Here is a 13,010-nt window from a genome sequence, read left to right as displayed (position 1 = left end):
TCGTGTTCTTCGAATGGGACAAGTCGGACGTTACTCCGGAAGCAGCGTCGATCCTCGACAACGCGATCACCCAGTACCAGAGCTGCGGCAATGCCCGCGTGATGGTTGCGGGCTACACCGACACGTCGGGTACGCCGCGCTACAACCAGGGTCTGTCGCAGCGTCGTGCCGACGCGGTGAAGGCGTACATGACGTCGCGTTCGATCCCGGACGGCACGATCACGACCGAAGCGTTCGGCGAGCAGCGCGACAAGCTGCGCGTTCAGACTGCGGACGGTGTCCGCGAGGTCCAGAACCGTCGCGTCGAAATCACCTACGGTCCGGGCGCTGGCCAATAAGCCACGCTCAGCCAAGGCTGATGACGAAAGAGGGAGGTCGGCGAAAGCCGGCCTCCTTTTTTCTTTGGGGGACAGTATGCGGCGTTACGCCCGCATGCCTGATCGGTTTCGATAGCGTTGTGGGACCCATGCCGAATTCGGCGAGGTCGACCCGGCGGAAACCTTTCGCGAGATCGTTCGGCCGCTGCAACGAGCCGTTATTCCCGCTGGCTTGGCGCTCATGCCCGCTTGATAACGGCAGATTCACACTTTCTTGGTGTCTATCCACTATGGACAGGGATTGGATGTGAAAGGGATGTCATGGCGCGGGCGGGCCCGGATTATAAGAGCCGGGAGGCGCGCCGACAGGTTCTGATCCCCTGTCGCATGAAGTCCGTGCGGGGCTGGGGCGATGCGTGCATTCACAATGTCTCGTCGCGCGGCATGATGCTGGCGAGCGACGATCCCTTGCAGGCGGGCGAATATGTCGACATCCGTCGCGGCCGTCAGGTCGTGATCGGCCGCGTCATCTGGCGGCGCGACCGCTTCTCCGGCATCCGGACCCAGGATAGGATCAGTGCCGACGCGCTGGTCAACGAACCGCGTCTGGAGGGCAAGCCCGCAGCACTCGACTCCGGCGGCGATCGTCGCAACGCCCCGCATCGCATGGTCAGCGAAATCGACGCCGCGCGCCGTATGGAGCGAAGCCGTTCCATCTCCAGCGCGTTGCAATTCGGCGCGCTCTGCCTGTTCGGCCTGGTCGCCGCCGCGACGATCGCGGTGCAGGTCGGAAATATGCTCGCCGCGCCCAGCGTCCAGATTCAGCAGGCACTGGCCAGCGAGGCGAAGCTCGCCCGCTGACTCCGGGCTTCAGTCCCGATCCGGTTCCGCCAGCGCGGCAGCCAGCCAATCGGGGCGCAAGGCGTCACCCAGCGACTCGACCCGACGGTGCTCGACCATCAACCCCAGCGCGGGATAGGTGGCGCGGGTCCGATCCCCGCTCTCCCCCAGCGGCGCGACGACCAGCCGCCGATTGACCTTCGACCGGTGGTGCATGCGCGCCGTATTCTCCTGCCCGACATAGCAGCCCTTGGTGAAGCTGACCCCGTTCAGCTCGCGCGCATTGCACTCCAGCCACAGCGTCTCGCCAGAGCCCAGTTCGCGCACGCCTTCCGTCACGCCCAGCGACAGGCGATGCGCCGTCCACCCACTCGCCGCCTCGCTCGCCGGGGCCAGCCAGCGCTTGCCCAGCGCCGCCAGCCGGGGGTCATCGGGTCGGTCGGGGGCATCCAGGCTCCAATGCACCGCCAGATCGTCGACCGGCGTGATGGTGATGGCACGTCGCAACCGATAGATGGTCAGCCGCCGGGCGAGCGCTTCGGCCTGATCGGCTTCCGCATCGATCAGCACCGCCTCGCCATCGGCCCAGAGGATGAAGTCGAACAGCGCCTTGCCCTGCGGCGTCAGCAGCCCGGCCCAACGGGGGGCGTCCGGCTCCAGCCCCAGCACGTCCTGGGTCAGCAGCCCTTGCAAAAACCCGCGCACATCCTCGCCGCCCACGCGGATCAGGCGGCGGTCGGCCAGGGTCGTGCCGGCCATGTTTCCGGAGGCGGTCGTCGGGGTGGTATCGCTCATGCGGGCAAGGTAGGAAGGCGCGACCATTCGCGAAAGGCCCGTTTGTCATGACCTTCGATCTGCTTCTCTCCGGCGGCACCGTTCACACGCCCGGCGGCCCGGTCCGCGCCGATGTCGGCGTTCGCGACGGGCGGATCGTGGAGATCGGCGCGACCGGCGATGCGGGCCGGGTGATCGACTGCACCGGGCTCGACATCCTGCCCGGCGTCATCGACAGCCAGGTTCATTTCCGTGAGCCGGGCCTGATGCACAAGGAAGACCTGGCCAGCGGCAGCCGCGCCGCCGTGATGGGCGGCGTCACCGCCGTCTTCGAGATGCCCAATACCAAGCCGAACACCGATTCGGCGGACGCGATCACCGACAAGCTGACCCGCGCCAAGACGATGTTCTGCGACCATGCCTTTTATGTCGGCGCGACCAACCACAATGTCCGCGACCTGGCCGAGCTGGAGCGGATGCCGGGCACGGCGGGGGTGAAGATCTTCATGGGCGCCTCGACCGGCGACCTCCTGGTGTCGGAGGATGCACGTCTGGCCGAGGTGCTCGCCTCGGGCCATCGCCGCGTCGCGATCCATGCCGAGGACGAGGACCGGATGAATGCCCGCGCCGACGAGCGGGTGGAGGGCGATCCGTCCTCGCACCCGGTCTGGCGCGACGATGAGAGCGCGCTGCTCGCCACCCGCCGTATCCTCCGCCTGGCGCGCGAGGCCAATCGCCGCATCCACATCCTGCACGTCACCACCCCCGCCGAACTGGAATATATCGGCCGGAACAAGGACATCGCGACCTGCGAGGTCACGCCGCAGCATCTGACCCTGGCGGGTGAGGAAGCCTATCCGCGCCTCGGCACGCTGGCGCAGATGAACCCGCCGATCCGCTCGGGCGCGCACCGCGACGGGTTGTGGTACTGGCTGAACCAGGGCGTGCCCGACGTGATCGGATCGGACCATGCGCCCCACACGCTGGAGGAAAAGGCCAAGCCCTATCCGGGCAGCCCCAGCGGGATGCCGGGCGTGCAGACCTTGCTGCCGCTGCTGCTCGACCATGCGGCCAACGGTCGCCTGTCGCTGCAACGGGTGATCGAGCTGACCAGCGCCGGTGCGCAGCGCATCTTCGGCATCGTCGGCAAGGGGCGGATCGCGGCGGGCTATGACGCCGACTTCACCATCGTCGACCTCAAGAAGCGCTGGACGATCGAGGACCGGTGGCTCCAGTCCAAGTGCGGCTGGTCGCCCTTCACCGGCATGGAGCTGACCGGCAAGCCGATCGGCACCATCGTGCGCGGTCAGGTCGCGATGTGGGAAGACCAGCTCGCCGACACGCCGACCGGCCAGCCGATCCGCTTCGAATCGGTCGATTTCGGATGAGCGGCGTGCGGTGGGTGCGGGATATCCGGGTCTATTGCCCGGTCGCGCCCACCACGCTCTCGGCATTGATCGCCGGCAATCCGGGCGCGGTCGAGCGGGACGCAACCGCCGCTCCGCTTCTCGCCATCCTGCGCACCCCGCCGCTCGGCGATTTCGGGCGCTATCGCGAGGTGGTGGAACTGGCCCTCGGCTATGAGGGCTTCCGACCGGGCGAGGGCGCGGTACCTGCACTTGGGGCGGTGGGCGAGGCGAGTTGGTCGCCCACGGTGATCCTGACCGCGATGTACGATGCGGCGGCGGACGTGGATGCCTTGGCGGATCGGCTGCTCGTGGCGCATCCCTGGAACGTGCCGGTGATCGCGGTGAGCGAGCCTTATCGGGTGTTGGTACGGGGATAGGGCGTGGGCTTCGACTTCGCTCAGCCTGAACGGAGCGAGTAATGGAAGCTTATACCCCACCCCGTTCAGCCTGAGCGAAGTCGAAGGCCAAGGGAAACCCTCACCCCGAGGCCGAAATCAGAACGGCAGCCACCGCGCCTTATGCGTGAAGTTCATATACCCCACATTCACCCCCGCGCGCCAGCCGACGCCCAGCCGCACCGGGATGAGCACCACATTCCCCCGCCGCAAATAGGTCGCCGCGAACCCGCCGACGAAATAGAGCCGCCCCTCGGCCGCCGGGAAGCGGTGGAACAGTTCCTCGGTGTCGTAGAGGTTATAGACGAGCACGAACACCTTGTTCGCATCGCCGCCGATATCGAAGCCGAGCGAGGGCCCGGTCCAATAGACCGGCATCTGCCCCTCGACCTTGTGGGTCATGATCCCCGAGCCGTAGCGCAGCCCGACCACGAACGCGCCCGACGCCTCGCGCCCGGCGATATAGGCATTGGGGCGGCCCTGTTCGCGCAGGATACGCTCGATCATCCCCGCCAGCCCTTCCGCACCCTTGCCGAACACGCCTTCGCCCGCTGCGAGCAGATCGTCGCGCTCGAACGTGTCGGCGGCCTGGGTCGTCTGGGTCGCGCGGGTTTCCGGCGTGGTCGCGGGCGGCGTGGCGGTGACGGGGGGCTGCTGCTGCACCGGCGGAGCGGACGGGGCGGGCGCGTCGTCCTGCGCGGGCGTGCTGCGCGGGGCGGGGCGCGAGGGCTGGGTGCCCAGGTCGCTGTCGATGCCCTGATTCGGGTCGATGGTGCGGACCTGCGCGGCGACGGGCGCGGCGGCGACCATGGATAGGCCGCCCAGCACCGACAGACCCAGACAGACGAGACGCATGACTTCAAACTCCCCCGGCGAACCGATGAGCCAGGTTAACCAGCCCGCGCCTTGCAGTGCAATGAATGACGGAAACGCCTCTAGTCGATTTTCCTGATAAAATCCCCTCCAGACCCGGTTGATTGCCTCCCCCGGCCCCGCTATAGCCGCACCTCGCCGCAACCGGAGACGTGGGTGAGTGGCTGAAACCAACGCTTTGCTAAAGCGTCGTACGGGAAACCGTACCGAGGGTTCGAATCCCTCCGTCTCCGCCAATATCGCGTATCAACGCGTATCTCCCGGTCTACAGCCCCCTAGAAACGTGACGTTTTGTCCCTCATAAGGGGGCCGAAATGTCCACACCCGTCTACTCGCGTCTACACAATGCCATGGCTCGATCCATGGTATCGTCCATGGGCGCCATGGTATGGAGGTCGATGCCATGGCGCTGAACGATGCCAAGGTGAAAGCCGCCAAGCCTTCCGACACCGCATACAAGCTCGCCGATTCAGGGCAGCTCTATCTCTACGTCACCCCGGCCGGCGGGAAGCTATGGCGGATGAACTATACGTTCGGCCGCAACGCCGCCGGTCGGCCGGTGCAGAAGACGCTCAGCATCGGGGCCTATCCGATCGTCACGTTGGTCCAGGCGCGCGAGAAGCGGGACGAGGCCAAGCGGGCGCTCCTCGATGGGCGCGATCCCGCGATCGTAAAGCAGGTGACGAAAGCTGCCCGGTCGGCGGCGGCCGACAACACCTTTCAGGTCGTGGCCTGCCAATGGTTCGAGAAAAAGAGCGGCTGGGTTCTTAGCAAGCTCGATGACTGGCGGGCGGTCCATGGCGCCGCCCGCGTGCGCGACGCCGCCAACTGGACGAAGCCAGGCGTTCGGGGCTGGTCGGCCGTCCATAGTGACGATGTGCTGAAGTCGCTGCGACGCGACGCCTTCCCGGTCATTGGTGCGCTGCCGATGATCGACATCGACACGCCCAAGATTCTGGAGATGCTCCACAGGGTCGAGGCCCGGGGATCCGTCGAGAGCGCCCATCGTCTCCGCCAACGGGTCTCCGACGTCTTCAATTTCGCGATGGCCGCCGGCATTTGCAAAGCAGACCCCGCGCCGGCCGCGCTCATCAAGGTGCTGGCCGACAAACCGAAGGCGAGGAAACAGCCGTCGATCATCGATGGCGCGCGGACCAACGAGGACCGGATCGAGCGCATGCGCAAGCTGCTGCGCGACTGCGAAGCGGAGCGGACCCGCGCGGCGACCAAGTTCGCATTGCGCCTCCTCGCGCTGACCGCCGTGCGACCGGGTGAGATCGCCGGGGCTCGTTGGGACGAGTTCGAGGATCTGGATGGCGAGCACCCGCTCTGGCGCATTCCGGCGGCGCGGATGAAGGGCGATCGCGATCGGAAGGAAGAGGAAGGCGGTGACCACCTAGTCCCGTTGTCCTCCCAGGCGATGGAGGTGATCGATGCGCTGCGCGAGGTCAGCGGTCGATATGAGCTCCTCTTCCCGTCAGAGCGGCATTCGCATCGATCGATCTCGGAAAACACGTTGCGCGCGCTGCTGATCCGCGCGGGCTATTACCAGCGCCATGTCCCCCACGGTTTCCGAGCGGCCTTCTCCACGATCATGAACGAGCGGGCCGATCGTGAATGGCGCGACGGGGGGCGGGAAGGCTCTTCGCCAGATCGCGCGATCATCGACCTGATGCTCGCCCACGTGCCCGGCAACAAGGTGGAGTCGGCCTATAACCGGGCGGCGTATCTCGATCGGCGGCGCGAGCTCGCGCAGGAATGGGCGGATTTGTTGATCGTGGATATGGAGCCGCCAGTAGCGCAGCTCGGTCGACCGATACGCTATGCCGCGAGCGGTCCGGGGAGGGGATGAAAATGCCAAGGCCGCGGGATGTCGCAGCCCCTAATTGCCTAAGATTTCGGCTTATCACGATTAGCGATACCGGCTAGCTTCCCTGGCGGGAGCCCTTGGAATATTGCTGCAACCTCTTTCGGCTCTGAGATTGCTTTCTCGACAATGAAATTGATCAGTCTGAAAAGCGAAACGGCGGTATTCTGATCGTCCTTCAAATCCATGGTTCCAGGATGAACGGCTTCGTTACCGATGACGCGTACGCTATCGAGCGCCTGCTGGATAGCAGTGCTGATAGTTCCCTTTTCGACGAGTTCGCCGATCATTCTGTTGATATCGTCTTCTTTCGCCCCGATAATGGGCAGTAGCTTTTGGACGATTAGCCGCAAGAGTGCGGCTGCGCCGCGCGGAGAAAGCGGCAGTACTTGTCTTGCCTCTTCGTAGTCGTCAACCAATTCGGCTGGTAGGTCAGGTCCGGCCGTAGGCGCTTGGCTAACTGACGGTACAATCATTGCTTGGTTGTAAAAGATTGTTTCTTGATCACAGATCTTACAGCGGGCTGCAACCAATTTTGACCTGTAAGATATGTCTCTTGTGGCTCTTCCGTTTGCTGTTGGCCACGTTGTCAGTCTCTCAACCACGCCCCAGTGATGCTCCGCATACACTCCACAGTCAGGAAAGGGGCAAACAAATGGAGCCGACAAGCCGATTGGATCCCTGGCAGAATCAATTACCTCAAGGAGAGCTTCGACAGCCGTATTCAATTTTTTCGTAGTCATACGCCCCCTTATTTGTAAGTTATCGTTCTAGATACAGCGTGGCGACATCGAGCAGCGCCTCGCTTGGTCGTGAACGCGATGCCTAAGTGCTGGTCATCGGCTTGTGGCTTCGACCCACTCATCGACGGTATCCCAGCTTTCGCCGGTAGACTTCTCGACGCGACCATCCGGGTGCAGAATCGTCCATGGTGAATCCATCGCCATTTCGGGATCAAGGGTAATGGGTCTCATCGCGGAATCGAGGTTAATCATCCAACCCAGAACGTTGGATCGCCAGAACGGTCGATTGTGCGGAGGTTCAGGCTCATGATCGCGGAAAATGGCATACGTGCCAGGAAGCGCTGGGAGGGTCGCTACCGGGACGCTTTCTAAGGCCAACTCCCAGTCAACGGCACTAAAAATGTGAACCTCGCCATCAGCGTCGGTGACCCTCCACCGCCCGTCGGACAGTCGGACCGCCCGCCTCATCGAATTCAGAGGGATTACGACGTCCCCGCCGGTTTGGCTTCGTAGCAGCATCGCTTTCTCCCTATCGAAAAACTGATTAAATATTAGATCAACAGAGGCTGGTGGTCGGGGTCGACCCGCACAATGCCGTTTATGAGCCACGTATTTGGGAACCGGCCATGAGTTCCCATAGCCAACGCCATACCCTTATGCGGCCATTCATGGCCGAATCTATGTAGCATCCAATCTAGCGCTTCTTGCTCGGTAGCCAATTCGCGTCGACGCTTCAAAAAGGTGGCCTCGGTTTCCCAGTCTTGGCATGAACCCTCGCGGATTTGATCCGCGTCGCGGTACTTGTACTTGAACACGAAGGGCGCCGCCTCCTGCGCTACCGTCTCGGTGACTTGGAACATGTCCCCCTGTGACCTCACATTCGCTCGTTTGGCGAGCTCGTGGGCCAGCTCGGCGTCAGTGCGCTTTTCATACCAGAAATCGATGATCTCAGCGCGCAACATAGCGAGACTTCGGCCTCTAAGGGCTTCCTCCCGTAAGCTCGTGACGGCGGTTCGGTTGATGAGGGCTGATCGCTGATTTGAAGGTAATGAGCCAAGAATTTCGACTGACTTATCGTCGATCCGGCGCGATTCGCTGCGCGTATCGAGAGCCGCTCGTGGCCGCCGCCACCGGTATTTTATGCGATCCCATCGAGCGAATTTCTGTCGCTCTTCAAGGTAGCGGAATGACACAGGATAGAGGCGGACCCAAGATCCTTCGCGGTCGATCGCCGCGCAACATACGGTGACACCCTTTTGTTTACTAATTCGTGGTGCAGCTTTGACTATTACGTAAGCCTCATCCTCAACATGCTCGTGCGTGCTGGTCAGTTCCATGCTCTCCGATCCTCCCAGATCGAGCCTCTGGCTGGACGCCGAGATGCCTGATTTGAGTAAACCCTAGCTTTTGTAGACCGTTACACAATAGATTTCGATGACAGATCCGATGGTCACGTTCGTAGCAAAGCAGGACGCAGCGATACTCTTTTAACGTTGGCGCTAGGGCGTTTAGAGCATCACGGGCGGGCGTAGTTTCCATGTGAGCTGTAAAGATGCGACGGAATTCGTCATACCGACCCGCTCTTGCGGCGTCGCGGCCTGCCTTGGGATCGCCGAGTTGCTTATGATGTTCATAACCGATTTGGGCAGATTCCAGCGCCGCGCTGAGCGACTTCTTCGAGAAGCCCGCCCGCCGCGACTGAGGTAGCTCGCGAACGTCGATGACGCGGTCAATGCCCGCCGCCTTAAGCGTCGCAATAAAGTCGGAAAGCGTGGCGCCTTCATAGCCGATGGTGAAGATCGTCGTCATGATGCGGCCCTATCGGTCAATCTGGACCAAATTGTGAAGTGGCATCCATTCCGCTGAAGTGGAGGCACCACGGTCGGGTATCGGCGGCGGTCGGCTTCGTGCTTTCAGGTATGCATCGCGCCATGGTCAGTCCACCGTCGCCGGATCGTTGCGTTCGAGCCATTGCTCGCGGCTATCACCCAGCCGGCGGTCCAGCTGCTCCTCGGTTTCCGGCCATAGGTGCATATCGTGCACCAAGCGCACATAGGTGAGCCGCCACCAATTTCGGATGCGCTCGACGGGATGCTTGTAGCCCACGATCTCCACCGCATGCAGCAGGTGGAGCTGGAAATGGTGTGGAATAGCGTCGAGCTCGCGCAGGTACTGACCGACGGTCACGTCCATTTCAGACTCCCAATCATGGGCATGATTGGTCGGGCCGTAGCTCGGCCCCGTGAACGATCCTCCGCCAAATGCATATGGCGTGGTCAGAACCGCCTGATCCATGGCCGACAGCAGGATGCAACGGCGATACCACCGCAGCAGCATCTTCGTGGGTCCGTACTTGGGAACGCCATCAGGCCCCCGCACCGCGGTCAACAAAACTGTCTGTTGCATGAAGGAAAGCGAACTGACCCAATCCTGCAGGACGGTCGCGCTTCCAGCTATTCTATCAGCCATGGACGGCCTCCTTAAGTTCCATCGGGATCACGTTGACGCTGAACGGGTGGACGGTGATCGAATGATCGTCCCCGTCGAGCACGACATGGGCATAGGCGGTGTGGTCGCGGCCGGGGTGGATGACGGTGCCAGGCCGGCCTTCGAGCTCCGCGCCCTCGCCCTCGATCGTCACCCGCGTCCCATGGTGCAGGTCGACCCCGTAATTGCGACGGACATAGGCATAGGGGTCACCGACCGCGCGCGTCGGACCAGCACAGCGCACCGAGACCAGCCGCAGGAAATCGCGGAAGGTGCAGTCGAAGGCGTCGGCATAGTCTAGGAACCGCGCGTAGACGGCAGCACTCCGACTGCGGGCGGCGATGACGGACGAACCGTATGGCTGCACCGTGACCTCGAACAGCGGCCATACAGCGGCGGCGGCGTCCCCCGCGCGATACTGGCTCGGCATTATGCCGCCTCCCGCGCGGCCAGCTGGGCCGCCATCCACGCCTCAATCTCATTCTGGCTCCAGCGCGACGACGTCCCGCCGACCTTGCACTGGACGGGGAAAGACCCGCCACGGATCTTGCGGTAGACCATCGCCTTGCTCAGTCCGACGGTGTCGAGGACCTCGCGCAAGGTCAGCAGCCGGTCGGCGGCGTCGATGCGCCCGATCGCGCTCATATCCAACTCTCCACGATGATAGGATGATCGGCCCCATTGCGGCCGAGATTGATGAGGCCGGGCGGGAGACAGGCACGCACCTGGTCCAGCTTGTCGGCGACGAAATGGTCTTCGGTCGGCCCGGCGGCGGTCAGCGGGTGGACGATGTGTCGCCGCGCGACATGCTTGCCTGGGAAGTCCGTTCGGTTCCGAGTGATCGTCCAGATCGAGAGCGATTCTTCCATCATAGTTCGATCCACACGGCATTGGGCCCGAAGGCGGCCTGCCGAGCCCGGAGCAGGTCCCCCAAACGGCCTTCGCTCGTGCGCGTGAACAGCATGTCACGGGCCACAGTGATGCGCTGCACCGGTCGCACTCGCAGTCCCCGCACGTCCAGCGCGGGCCACCAAGCCTGCAGATGAGGAAGATCGGGGTGACGCTGCCCAACAAACCCTGCGCGCCTCGCGTCCGTCTCGCAGTAGAAGACGATCAGTTCGGGCGGGAGCGAACGGCGGAACCCGAACCGGGCGGCGATACGGTCGATCAGCTTCGTCATGACGCGATCCCCAGGCGCGACGCGGGCCAAGCGATCTTGAGCGATCCAATGATCCCTCGAGCCGGATCGACGCGAAGGCCGAAGTCGCGGTCGACGGCTGGGCCGCCAATAATCGCGGATAGCACCTGATACCCGCCAGGCATTCGCTCGAGGTCGCGATCGCGGCCCCGAAGGTGCGGGCAGACGGTCAGCGCATAGTCCGCGCAGGCGCGGTGCACGGGCGCTTCAGTGGTCATGAAGAAGCCTTCCTGAACGCGCCCGAGGCGGAACCACCAGCGATCGGACGGCAAAGTCCGATCGCCACAAACCGTACAGCGCATTTCGGCGATCGACCGGCGCTGTCGCACCATGTGCGGCTTGGCGAAGATCGGCTTTCCAACCCCAGGACTATGGGGACTCCAAAGAGCCAACTTCCCCCCGACCCATCGGCATGGCCGGATCTCGTATCGATCCTCCGACGTCCAGCCTGCGTTCCAAGGTACGCGGGGCATGCCGGCGGCGGCGAAGGCGACGTGCTCAGCCACGGGTGATATCCTTCCATTCGGTCCAGCCGCTGGGCAGGATCACCTTCGCCCGGCGGCCGTCCCGCGTGATGGCGAGGGCGGGGAGGGTGCGACGTTCCTTGGAAGCGGGCAGGGTCCAATCGGTGGGGTGCTGCCGAAGCTGCACCGCGATCTCAACGGTTCGGCAGTGTTCCGGATCGTTGCAGCCATCCTGGTCGAGCACGATCAGCTGCTGGCGCGTCCATCGCGATCCTCGCACATCGGTACCGAACCAATGCGAGGACGGCGGCGGTGCCTGCTTGGTCGTTGGAATGCCCCGCGCAGCCATATCGCGCTGATAGCGCTGCATCCCTTCCGGACTGGGGAACCAGCGTTCGTTGCGCGGCTCGGCCCGCGTGCCGCGCCATTCGGCTAAGCCGCGCCGCTCGAGCGCGCACAAGACCGGATGCTTGCGCGGGAATGCGCGCCCCGTCGCCCGGTCAGCCACCAGCACCAGGAGCCATTTGTCCTGGGCATCGGTCAGGGGGATCAATTCCGCCATGGGAGGATCAGGCCATCACCTTGGCGCGCTCGACCATCCCGATCAGGTCGGCGATCGTCGCGGTCGGCTTCTCCAGGCGGACCAACTCCGCATGCGAAAGCTCGATGCCCAGGCGGTCTTCCAGATCGATCGCGACGCAGGCGATGTCGATATAGTCGACGCCCAACTTCGCGATCACCGTCTCCGGCTGGATGTCGTCGATATGGCGCGTGAAGCTGCGGCTCGCGATGCTGCGAACCTCGGATGCGATATCCATGGTCTGTCCTCGTTGAAGAAAAGGTTTCCCCGCTCGGCCAGCGGCGGATGGGAGGTCCGTCAGTGGGGACTTCGCCGGCCGAGCGGGCCGCGCCGGGGAGTGGCAGCGCGGATCTGTGAAAAGGGTTTGCGGCGATCCGCCTCGACATGGACGCGGCGCCACCGATCATCCGTGCCGGTTGACCGGCACACGTCGGAATTGCCCAACAATGCGTCGGCGATCCGCCGCCAGTTCGGGATGGTCATCACCAGGATGGTGCCGATCGCGACAAAGCCGGCGGCGCCGATCACGGCATATTGGAGGGCGGCGGCGATCACTTCGCGGTCGCCTTCGTTTCGCCGCGCCGGGCATAACCGGCAACGAAGCCAGCGCAGGCGCGGTCGGCGGCGACGCGCGCCTCGACAGCAGTGGCAAGGATCTTCTGGAGATTACCGACCTCGCGCTGGACCTGCCGCTCCTGGGCGACAGCCCGGCAATTCTCGTCGGCCAGATGGCGCGCGAACTCGCCGGTCGGCGCGAAGGTGTTAGCCTTCGACGCCGCCAGGTCCGCGTTGATCAGCCGCAGAAGCTCGTCGACGGTGGTGCCGAGTCGCTCGGCCCGACTGCCGATGTCGGCAAGCAGGCTCTGGATCTCGTCTTCCAGTGCGGCGCGTTCCCGCACCTTCGTCTCCGGCAGCGCGAAATGACTTGCCGAAAGCTGACGGATCCGAACGACCACCGGGCTGAACGCCGCGATCGCGTCGCGCAGGTCGGTATCCTCGTCGGCGGCCGCTTCAGCGAACAATGCTTGCTGCTGCATAATCTGCTCCTACGCCGGGCGTCCGG

Annotated in this window: 20 protein-coding genes and 1 tRNA gene; 6 read left to right on the top strand and 15 right to left on the bottom strand. The window is 63.8% G+C overall.

Annotated elements, in window-relative coordinates; all coding sequences use genetic code 11:
• A partial coding sequence (locus OXQ33_RS06265; RefSeq protein WP_267433836.1) for an OmpA family protein occupies positions 1-338 on the top strand: 338 nt, incomplete at its 5' end.
• Between the two features lie 366 nt (positions 339-704).
• Positions 705-1,178 (top strand): PilZ domain-containing protein, encoded by a 474-nt coding sequence (locus OXQ33_RS06260; protein ID WP_267433835.1) that lies wholly within the window; start codon positions 705-707, stop codon positions 1,176-1,178.
• Positions 1,179-1,187: 9 nt separating this feature from the next.
• Here the strand turns inward: OXQ33_RS06260 and OXQ33_RS06255 are convergent, their stop codons facing one another.
• Positions 1,188-1,952 (bottom strand): folate-binding protein, encoded by a 765-nt coding sequence (locus tag OXQ33_RS06255; RefSeq protein ID WP_267433834.1) that lies wholly within the window; start codon positions 1,950-1,952, stop codon positions 1,188-1,190.
• A gap of 47 nt (positions 1,953-1,999) precedes the next feature.
• Between OXQ33_RS06255 and OXQ33_RS06250 the strand changes: the two genes are divergently transcribed.
• Together OXQ33_RS06250 and OXQ33_RS06245 are read left to right on the top strand one after the other, a co-directional pair.
• A complete protein-coding gene (locus OXQ33_RS06250) occupies positions 2,000-3,319 on the top strand; it encodes a dihydroorotase (RefSeq protein ID WP_267433833.1) in 1,320 nt (439 codons plus the stop codon).
• Positions 3,316-3,717, top strand: coding sequence for a hypothetical protein (locus tag OXQ33_RS06245; RefSeq protein ID WP_267433832.1), 402 nt, complete (start codon positions 3,316-3,318; stop codon positions 3,715-3,717). Before OXQ33_RS06250 ends, OXQ33_RS06245 begins: the two co-directional genes overlap by 4 nt.
• A 117-nt stretch (positions 3,718-3,834) precedes the next feature.
• Here the strand turns inward: OXQ33_RS06245 and OXQ33_RS06240 are convergent, their stop codons facing one another.
• Positions 3,835-4,590 (bottom strand): EipA family protein, encoded by a 756-nt coding sequence (locus tag OXQ33_RS06240; RefSeq protein ID WP_267433831.1) that lies wholly within the window; start codon positions 4,588-4,590, stop codon positions 3,835-3,837.
• A gap of 164 nt (positions 4,591-4,754) precedes the next feature.
• On the opposite strand from OXQ33_RS06240, the gene OXQ33_RS06235 reads away from it, so the two are divergent.
• Positions 4,755-4,844, top strand: a tRNA-Ser gene (locus tag OXQ33_RS06235).
• Positions 4,845-5,011: 167 nt separating this feature from the next.
• Positions 5,012-6,460 carry an integrase arm-type DNA-binding domain-containing protein gene (locus OXQ33_RS06230; RefSeq protein WP_267433830.1) on the top strand — a complete coding sequence of 483 codons (1,449 nt, stop codon included), beginning with the start codon at positions 5,012-5,014 and terminating at the stop codon, positions 6,458-6,460.
• 38 nt (positions 6,461-6,498) lie between these two features.
• On the opposite strand, the gene OXQ33_RS06225 is transcribed toward OXQ33_RS06230, so the two are convergent.
• The 13 genes from OXQ33_RS06225 to OXQ33_RS06165 all read right to left on the bottom strand — a co-directional run bounded on the left by OXQ33_RS06225 (position 6,499) and on the right by OXQ33_RS06165 (position 12,984).
• Positions 6,499-6,894 (bottom strand): DUF4145 domain-containing protein, encoded by a 396-nt coding sequence (locus OXQ33_RS06225; RefSeq protein ID WP_267433829.1) that lies wholly within the window; start codon positions 6,892-6,894, stop codon positions 6,499-6,501.
• A gap of 875 nt (positions 6,895-7,769) precedes the next feature.
• Positions 7,770-8,555, bottom strand: a complete 786-nt coding sequence (locus tag OXQ33_RS06220) for a hypothetical protein (protein WP_267433828.1) — start codon at positions 8,553-8,555, stop codon at positions 7,770-7,772.
• Positions 8,524-9,027, bottom strand: a complete 504-nt coding sequence (locus OXQ33_RS06215) for a DUF488 domain-containing protein (protein ID WP_267433827.1) — start codon at positions 9,025-9,027, stop codon at positions 8,524-8,526. Before OXQ33_RS06215 ends, OXQ33_RS06220 begins: the two co-directional genes overlap by 32 nt.
• 126 nt (positions 9,028-9,153) lie before the next feature.
• Complete coding sequence (locus OXQ33_RS06210; RefSeq protein ID WP_267433826.1) at positions 9,154-9,687, bottom strand: hypothetical protein; 534 nt, start codon at positions 9,685-9,687, stop codon at positions 9,154-9,156.
• Positions 9,680-10,135, bottom strand: a complete 456-nt coding sequence (locus OXQ33_RS06205; protein WP_267433825.1) for a hypothetical protein — start codon at positions 10,133-10,135, stop codon at positions 9,680-9,682. The genes OXQ33_RS06210 and OXQ33_RS06205 overlap by 8 nt, the downstream gene beginning before the upstream one ends.
• Positions 10,135-10,350, bottom strand: a complete 216-nt coding sequence (locus OXQ33_RS06200) for an AlpA family phage regulatory protein (protein ID WP_267433824.1) — start codon at positions 10,348-10,350, stop codon at positions 10,135-10,137. The genes OXQ33_RS06205 and OXQ33_RS06200 overlap by 1 nt, the downstream gene beginning before the upstream one ends.
• On the bottom strand, positions 10,347-10,577 hold the full coding sequence (locus tag OXQ33_RS06195) for a hypothetical protein (protein ID WP_267433823.1): 231 nt from the start codon (positions 10,575-10,577) through the stop codon (positions 10,347-10,349). Before OXQ33_RS06195 ends, OXQ33_RS06200 begins: the two co-directional genes overlap by 4 nt.
• On the bottom strand, positions 10,574-10,885 hold the full coding sequence (locus OXQ33_RS06190) for a hypothetical protein (protein ID WP_267433822.1): 312 nt from the start codon (positions 10,883-10,885) through the stop codon (positions 10,574-10,576). Before OXQ33_RS06190 ends, OXQ33_RS06195 begins: the two co-directional genes overlap by 4 nt.
• On the bottom strand, positions 10,882-11,235 hold the full coding sequence (locus tag OXQ33_RS06185) for a hypothetical protein (protein ID WP_267433821.1): 354 nt from the start codon (positions 11,233-11,235) through the stop codon (positions 10,882-10,884). Before OXQ33_RS06185 ends, OXQ33_RS06190 begins: the two co-directional genes overlap by 4 nt.
• Positions 11,236-11,401: 166 nt before the next feature.
• A complete protein-coding gene (locus OXQ33_RS06180) occupies positions 11,402-11,929 on the bottom strand; it encodes a hypothetical protein (protein ID WP_267433820.1) in 528 nt (175 codons plus the stop codon).
• A gap of 7 nt (positions 11,930-11,936) precedes the next feature.
• A complete protein-coding gene (locus OXQ33_RS06175) occupies positions 11,937-12,185 on the bottom strand; it encodes a hypothetical protein (protein ID WP_267433819.1) in 249 nt (82 codons plus the stop codon).
• 59 nt (positions 12,186-12,244) lie between these two features.
• Positions 12,245-12,502: a hypothetical protein gene (locus tag OXQ33_RS06170; RefSeq protein ID WP_267433818.1), complete on the bottom strand. Its 258-nt coding sequence runs from the start codon at positions 12,500-12,502 to the stop codon at positions 12,245-12,247.
• Positions 12,499-12,984, bottom strand: a complete 486-nt coding sequence (locus OXQ33_RS06165; protein ID WP_267433817.1) for a hypothetical protein — start codon at positions 12,982-12,984, stop codon at positions 12,499-12,501. The genes OXQ33_RS06170 and OXQ33_RS06165 overlap by 4 nt, the downstream gene beginning before the upstream one ends.
• Positions 12,985-13,010: the final 26 nt, after the last annotated feature.

The sequence above is a fragment of the Sphingomonas sp. GM_Shp_1 genome (assembly GCF_026540895.1).
In the GTDB taxonomy this organism is placed as follows: Bacteria; Pseudomonadota; Alphaproteobacteria; order Sphingomonadales; family Sphingomonadaceae; genus Sphingomonas.
Note: the sequence above shows the minus strand (reverse complement) of the source record. Positions and strands in the feature narration are given on the sequence as shown.

What these genes read in the sequence shown, in the direction of transcription:
- OXQ33_RS06255 (WP_267433834.1), bottom strand. Translation starts at nt 1,952, where the DNA reads ATGAGCGATACCACCCCGACGACCGCCTCCGGAAACATGGCCGGCACG.
- OXQ33_RS06210 (WP_267433826.1), bottom strand. Translation starts at nt 9,687, where the DNA reads ATGGCTGATAGAATAGCTGGAAGCGCGACCGTCCTGCAGGATTGGGTC.
- OXQ33_RS06260 (WP_267433835.1), top strand. Translation starts at nt 705, where the DNA reads ATGAAGTCCGTGCGGGGCTGGGGCGATGCGTGCATTCACAATGTCTCG.
- OXQ33_RS06195 (WP_267433823.1), bottom strand. Translation starts at nt 10,577, where the DNA reads ATGATGGAAGAATCGCTCTCGATCTGGACGATCACTCGGAACCGAACG.
- OXQ33_RS06185 (WP_267433821.1), bottom strand. Translation starts at nt 11,235, where the DNA reads ATGGTGCGACAGCGCCGGTCGATCGCCGAAATGCGCTGTACGGTTTGT.
- OXQ33_RS06165 (WP_267433817.1), bottom strand. Translation starts at nt 12,984, where the DNA reads ATGCAGCAGCAAGCATTGTTCGCTGAAGCGGCCGCCGACGAGGATACC.
- OXQ33_RS06215 (WP_267433827.1), bottom strand. Translation starts at nt 9,027, where the DNA reads ATGACGACGATCTTCACCATCGGCTATGAAGGCGCCACGCTTTCCGAC.
- OXQ33_RS06250 (WP_267433833.1), top strand. Translation starts at nt 2,000, where the DNA reads ATGACCTTCGATCTGCTTCTCTCCGGCGGCACCGTTCACACGCCCGGC.
- OXQ33_RS06180 (WP_267433820.1), bottom strand. Translation starts at nt 11,929, where the DNA reads ATGGCGGAATTGATCCCCCTGACCGATGCCCAGGACAAATGGCTCCTG.
- OXQ33_RS06175 (WP_267433819.1), bottom strand. Translation starts at nt 12,185, where the DNA reads ATGGATATCGCATCCGAGGTTCGCAGCATCGCGAGCCGCAGCTTCACG.
- OXQ33_RS06200 (WP_267433824.1), bottom strand. Translation starts at nt 10,350, where the DNA reads ATGAGCGCGATCGGGCGCATCGACGCCGCCGACCGGCTGCTGACCTTG.
- OXQ33_RS06205 (WP_267433825.1), bottom strand. Translation starts at nt 10,135, where the DNA reads ATGCCGAGCCAGTATCGCGCGGGGGACGCCGCCGCCGCTGTATGGCCG.
- OXQ33_RS06220 (WP_267433828.1), bottom strand. Translation starts at nt 8,555, where the DNA reads ATGGAACTGACCAGCACGCACGAGCATGTTGAGGATGAGGCTTACGTA.
- OXQ33_RS06230 (WP_267433830.1), top strand. Translation starts at nt 5,012, where the DNA reads ATGGCGCTGAACGATGCCAAGGTGAAAGCCGCCAAGCCTTCCGACACC.
- OXQ33_RS06240 (WP_267433831.1), bottom strand. Translation starts at nt 4,590, where the DNA reads ATGCGTCTCGTCTGTCTGGGTCTGTCGGTGCTGGGCGGCCTATCCATG.
- OXQ33_RS06190 (WP_267433822.1), bottom strand. Translation starts at nt 10,885, where the DNA reads ATGACGAAGCTGATCGACCGTATCGCCGCCCGGTTCGGGTTCCGCCGT.
- OXQ33_RS06245 (WP_267433832.1), top strand. Translation starts at nt 3,316, where the DNA reads ATGAGCGGCGTGCGGTGGGTGCGGGATATCCGGGTCTATTGCCCGGTC.